This window comes from Sphingobium phenoxybenzoativorans, from assembly GCF_001757355.1.
In the GTDB taxonomy this organism is placed as follows: domain Bacteria; phylum Pseudomonadota; class Alphaproteobacteria; order Sphingomonadales; family Sphingomonadaceae; genus Sphingobium; species Sphingobium phenoxybenzoativorans.
Map to the genome: position 1 here is coordinate 1 of NZ_MINO01000137.1, position 4,738 is coordinate 4,738.

Annotated in this window: 6 protein-coding genes and 1 pseudogene; 2 read left to right on the forward strand and 5 right to left on the reverse strand. The window is 66.7% G+C overall.

The genetic code is table 11. The features are described from left to right. The 3 genes from BHQ40_RS24045 to tam form a co-directional block, all read right to left on the reverse strand. Positions 1 to 513: terminase large subunit domain-containing protein (locus BHQ40_RS24045; RefSeq protein ID WP_171905955.1), on the reverse strand; the 513-nt coding region annotated here is incomplete at its 3' end. Next, positions 506 to 1,135, reverse strand: coding sequence for a hypothetical protein (locus BHQ40_RS24050; RefSeq protein ID WP_070158234.1), 630 nt, complete (start codon positions 1,133 to 1,135; stop codon positions 506 to 508). The genes BHQ40_RS24045 and BHQ40_RS24050, both read right to left, overlap by 8 nt. Before the next feature lie 284 nt (positions 1,136 to 1,419). After that, complete coding sequence (gene tam, locus BHQ40_RS24055) at positions 1,420 to 2,196, reverse strand: trans-aconitate 2-methyltransferase (RefSeq protein WP_070158235.1); 777 nt, start codon at positions 2,194 to 2,196, stop codon at positions 1,420 to 1,422. A gap of 85 nt (positions 2,197 to 2,281) precedes the next feature. Here tam and BHQ40_RS24060 point away from each other — a divergent pair, with 85 nt between their 5' ends. Beyond that, positions 2,282 to 2,584: a GIY-YIG nuclease family protein gene (locus tag BHQ40_RS24060; RefSeq protein WP_070158236.1), complete on the forward strand. Its 303-nt coding sequence runs from the start codon at positions 2,282 to 2,284 to the stop codon at positions 2,582 to 2,584. Positions 2,585 to 2,761: 177 nt separating this feature from the next. Further along, a complete protein-coding gene (locus BHQ40_RS24065) occupies positions 2,762 to 3,232 on the forward strand; it encodes a HEAT repeat domain-containing protein (protein WP_070158237.1) in 471 nt (156 codons plus the stop codon). Here the strand turns inward: BHQ40_RS24065 and BHQ40_RS24070 are convergent. After that, complete coding sequence (locus BHQ40_RS24070) at positions 3,229 to 4,269, reverse strand: LacI family DNA-binding transcriptional regulator (RefSeq protein WP_070158238.1); 1,041 nt, start codon at positions 4,267 to 4,269, stop codon at positions 3,229 to 3,231. The two genes, BHQ40_RS24065 and BHQ40_RS24070, sit on opposite strands and share 4 nt — an antisense overlap. Beyond that, a pseudogene (locus BHQ40_RS24075) lies at positions 4,266 to 4,738 on the reverse strand (MFS transporter); the annotation flags it as partial. The gene BHQ40_RS24070 and the pseudogene BHQ40_RS24075, both read right to left, overlap by 4 nt.

Below are 4,738 nucleotides of genomic sequence, written 5' to 3' on the forward strand. Positions count from 1 at the left end.
GAACTGCAGATTGTCCCACGCCGCCTCGCCCATCGGCCATTTGGCGATTTCGTCGGCCCATGCGTGGCTGAAGGCGGGGCCGCGCAACCGCTCCGGCCCCGCGCCGAAAATCTCCGCCTGCGCGCCGGATTTCCACACCAGCCGCCGCAGCGCCGGGTTCCATGCCGGCCTGCTCCACCAGGGCGACACCGCCAGCACGCCGCTCGCCCCTTCCACCATCACATGCCGCGCTTCGTGCAGGCTGGCGCCGACCAGCGCGATCCGCGCCGCGCCGTCCGCCTCCGCAATGCCGCGCACCCATTCCGCTCCGGCACGGGTCTTGCCGAAACCGCGCCCCGCCATCATCAGCCAGACGCGCGCGCACCCTTCCGGCTCCCGCTGGTCCGGGCGGCCGTGCAGCGCCCAGTCATAGGGCAGCGCCCGTATCTCATCGGCGCTGCGGCTGGCCAGGATCGCCAATATCGCGTCATCGGAAAGCCGCGCCATATCCTCGAACAGGGACAGTTCAGCCATCCGCCGCCCCCGCTTCTCCGCTATGGCGCGCCGCCACGGTTATGCCAGCACCCGCATCTCTATCCATATCGGTAAAGCCAGCCCGCGCCTGCTCCACCTTGGCCAATATGTCGCGGGTCAGCGCGGCGCTGTCCGCCCCCGCCGCCGCCATTTTCGCGCGCCGCTCCGTCACGCTCGCCCGGTGTAGCCGCAGCAACTGGATCGCGGCGGTCAGGTCGCGCTTCTGGACGGTGCGCGTCTCCTTGATCCGGCCATATTTCTCCCCGCCCTCGCGGATCGTGGTGGTCGTCACTGATCCGGCCAGGCATTCCTGCACCACCGCCATTTCCAGCGCGGTATAGGCTTGCTCCAGCGCATCCTCCCACGCATCGCGGAACGCCGCGTCGCGGGCGCGCAGCCGGTACGCGCTGCTGACATGCATGCCGCACGCCTTGGCCGCATGCGACACATTGCAGGTCTGGGCGATGACATTCAGGAAAATTTCCCGCCGGTCGCCGGTCCATCCATCCTCGCGGACGGCGCGGTCCTGCACCGGCGCACCGCCCGCGCGGCTGCAGCGCCGCAGCGTCCGCTCGGCTTCCGCCTGGCCGGGCTTTCCGCCCTTCCTTCGCGTTCTCGCCATGCAGCCCTCCCTCCCGCCGGAGGCGCGACACGAAAAAGGGCTGGCCCGAAAGCCAACCCCGCCCGCGCCGTCCCGGCGACTCACAATTCCCAATATCGGTTTATGTGCCAGATGAGCGTCACGATGTCAAGATAAATTTGCCAAATAGGTTATTTCGTGAATGTCCAGCTTTAGCGCCGCGTGCTCCTGCGACCCGAAAGGCGGCGAAGCCAACGCAGGAGCCCAGTTCGGAGAGCAGATCCGGACTCCTGCTTTCGCAGCAGTACCGCCCCGCCCAAACAGGATCACCCCCGGCGGATCGCCACAAAGAACTGCCGGGGGAACGGCAACAACACCGTCCCATCCTCCAGCGCCGGATAGGCCCCCGCGACCGCCTCGGTATAGCGCGCCAGGAACCCCGCTCTCTCGCCCTCGTCCAGCGGGTCGAGCCAGGGCCGCAACCCCGTCCCCTTGAACCATTCCACCACCGCCGCCGCGCCCCCGGCCAGCGGATGGTGATAGACGGTCCGCCACACATCGACCCGCGCCGACAGCGGCTTCAACGTCCGATAGTAGCAGGCCGGGTCGTGCCGCTCCGACCGCGCGGTGTTCGCTCCGGCCAGCTTCGCCGCCCACGGCCCGTCCGCGCCCACGTCCTCCATCAGCCGGTGCGCCGGCTCGCCCAGATTGTCGGGCATCTGCACGGCGAGCGCCCCGCCGGGCGACAGCTTGGCCATCAGCGCGGGCAGCAGCGCGGCATGATCGGGCACCCATTGCAGCGCCGCATTGGCCAGGATCACGTCATAGGGTCCGGGGTCGGCCCAACCCGCTATGTCCGCCACTGCGAAATCGACCCCCGGCAGCCGCGCCCGCGCCGCCTCGATCATCGCCGCCGAACTGTCCATGCCGCTGATCCGCGCGCCCGGAAACCGCGCCTTGAGGAGTTCGGTGGAATTGCCCGGCCCGCACCCGATATCCGCCGCCCGCGCAATCTCCCCCTGCGGGATCTGCGCGATCAGATCATGGACCGGCCGATTCCGCTCCGCCTCGAACTTGGCATATTGGGTGGGGGACCAGGTCATTGGCGTCTCCTGCTGGGGGCATTGTCCTCCCTACTCCGTTCGGCCTGAGCTTGTCGAAGCCCTGCACTTCTGTTCTTCTCCGGACATGCCCTTCTGGACCTACATGCTCCACTGCAACGGCGGTTCGCTCTATGTCGGCCATACCGACAATCTGGAGCAGAGGATCGGCCAGCATGAGCAGGGCGAAATTCCGGGTTTCACCCGCGACCATCTGCCAGTGAAACTGGTCTGGTCGGAATCTTTCTCTCAACGCATCGAAGCACTCGAAATGGAGCGCCGGATCAAGGGGTGGAGCCGGACCAAGAAGCTGGCCCTTATCCGCAGCGATTGGGAAGAAATCAGCCGCTTGTCCAAGGGGAAGGGCAAGCCTTCGACAAGCTCAGGCTGAACGGAGGAGAAAGATGCCCTATCACCGTTCGGGCTGAGCTTGTCGAAGCCCTGTCCTTACTACAGACGGCACAATACCAAGGCGCGCTTTGCGCGCCTACGCACCCCCACCCCTCCCTTTCAGGGAAGGGAGATCAAGCGTTGCGTCGCCAAATCTTAGCACGCATCATGGGCCACCATGACCGATCGCTATCTGCCCCCGTCGGATTTTCTGAACGCCATAATCGCCGAGGATGTGCCGCTGTCCGGCGGCGCCCTCGCCGATGCGAACCTTCAACTGCTGATGGCCATGACCGCAGACGATGATGCCGCCAATCGCGATTGGGCGACAATGCTCCTCGCTCAGCAGAATATCGATACGCCCCAAGTCCGGGAGGCTTTGCTCCGCTCCGCGCATGACGCGGATGAAAATGTCCGCAGCGAGGCGATCCTTGGGCTTGCGCAGCGTGATCCTGTCATTGCCCTGCCATTGATCAGGGAAGCACTCGCTCAAGATTCCGTTCAATTGGGAATTTTCGAGGCGGCGGAAATTATCGCCAGCCCGGAACTGGTCGCACTGCTTCTGCCCTTCTCGAAACCGGGAAAAGATCAGTCCATTGACGAGCAGGTCTTGCGCGCGCTTGAGGCGTGCCGCGCCTGCAAGGATTAACCCCCAACCACCCCCGTACTCCCCCGCTTGACCAACACATAATCCAGCGACACCTGGTACCGCGCATCCGTCACATCCGTCCGGTATCGCGGGTCCGCCAGTATATCGACCGCCGCCGCCGCCATTTCCGCCTTGGGCTGGCGGATGGTCGTCAGTTGCGGCCAGGCGGCGCGCGATGTCGGCGCGTCGTCGAAGCCGCAGACCGACAGCCCGTCCGGCACGGAAATCCCCAGCTTCATCGCGGTGATCAGCACGCCCAGCGCCATGTCGTCATTGCTGGCGAAGATCGCGGTCGGCCGCCCCCCACCATGCGATCCGGCCTCCTCCCGCAACATCGCCTCGCCCAGCTCCAGCCCAGACCGGAAGGAGAAGTCCCCCTCCAGCACATGGCGCTCCGCGACCGCCAGGCCCGCCTCCGCCATCGCCTCGCGAAAGCCGTCGAAGCGCTTGGCCGATGCGCTGTGCGTGGGATCGCCCTTCACAAAGCCGATGCTGCGATGGCCAAGGCCGATCAGATGCCCGGTCATCTCCTTGGCGGCGGCATGATCGTCCATCTGCACGATGCCGGACCGGGCGAAGTCCATGCGCGGCGCGATCCGCACCATCGGCAGGCCCGCGGCGTCGAACAGGTCGAGCAGCTCCGGTTCGTCGCAGATAGGCGGCGTCACGATCGCCCCGTCCAGCCGCAGCGCGGCGATGCTGTCCGCCACCTGTTTCTGCCATCCGTCCGCGCTCAGCACCACTGGCTCGACGACCAGATGATAGCTTTTCTCCCGGCACCGCATCAGCGCGCCCAACTGCACGTCGGAGGCGTAGCCGGACACCGGATCGTCAATGAACAGGCCCAGCAGATAGGATCGCGAACTGGACAGGCTGCGCGCGAAGGCGTTGGGGCGATAGTCCAGCTCCGCCACCACCCGCTGCACCGCCTCGCGCACTTCGGGGCGGACGTGCTGCTCGCCATTGATGACGCGCGATACGGTCTTGGCCGACACCCCGGCCCGTTCCGCCACATCCTTGATCGTCACTATCTTCATGACCGCGCCCCCCGGTCCCCAGAACTCTGGTCCTGCATGCACATCGCGGCGAACAGCGCAATCCCCGCATAGCATATCCCCGGCAGCAACAGTGCGGGCAGCAGGCCGAACGCATCGGCCAGCACGCCGGTCAGCATCGGCACCACCGCGCCGCCGACCACGGCCATGCACAGCCACATCGACGCCAGCGGCGCGTTCGCCGCATCCTCCGGCATCGCCAGCGCATAGATTGCGGGGTACATGATGGCGTTGCACAGGCCGACCGCGATCAGGGCGATCGCGCCAGCCGCGCCCGGCGTGACGACAGCCGCCGACACCAGCACCACCGCGCCCAGCGCCACGCCGAACAGCAGCCGCGCTTCGGGAATGCGGGTCATCGCCCAGGCCCCGGCGAACCGCCCGGCCATCGCCCCCGCCCAATAGAGGCTGACCAGCCGCCCGGCCGTCACTGGCTCCACCGCCAGCCGGT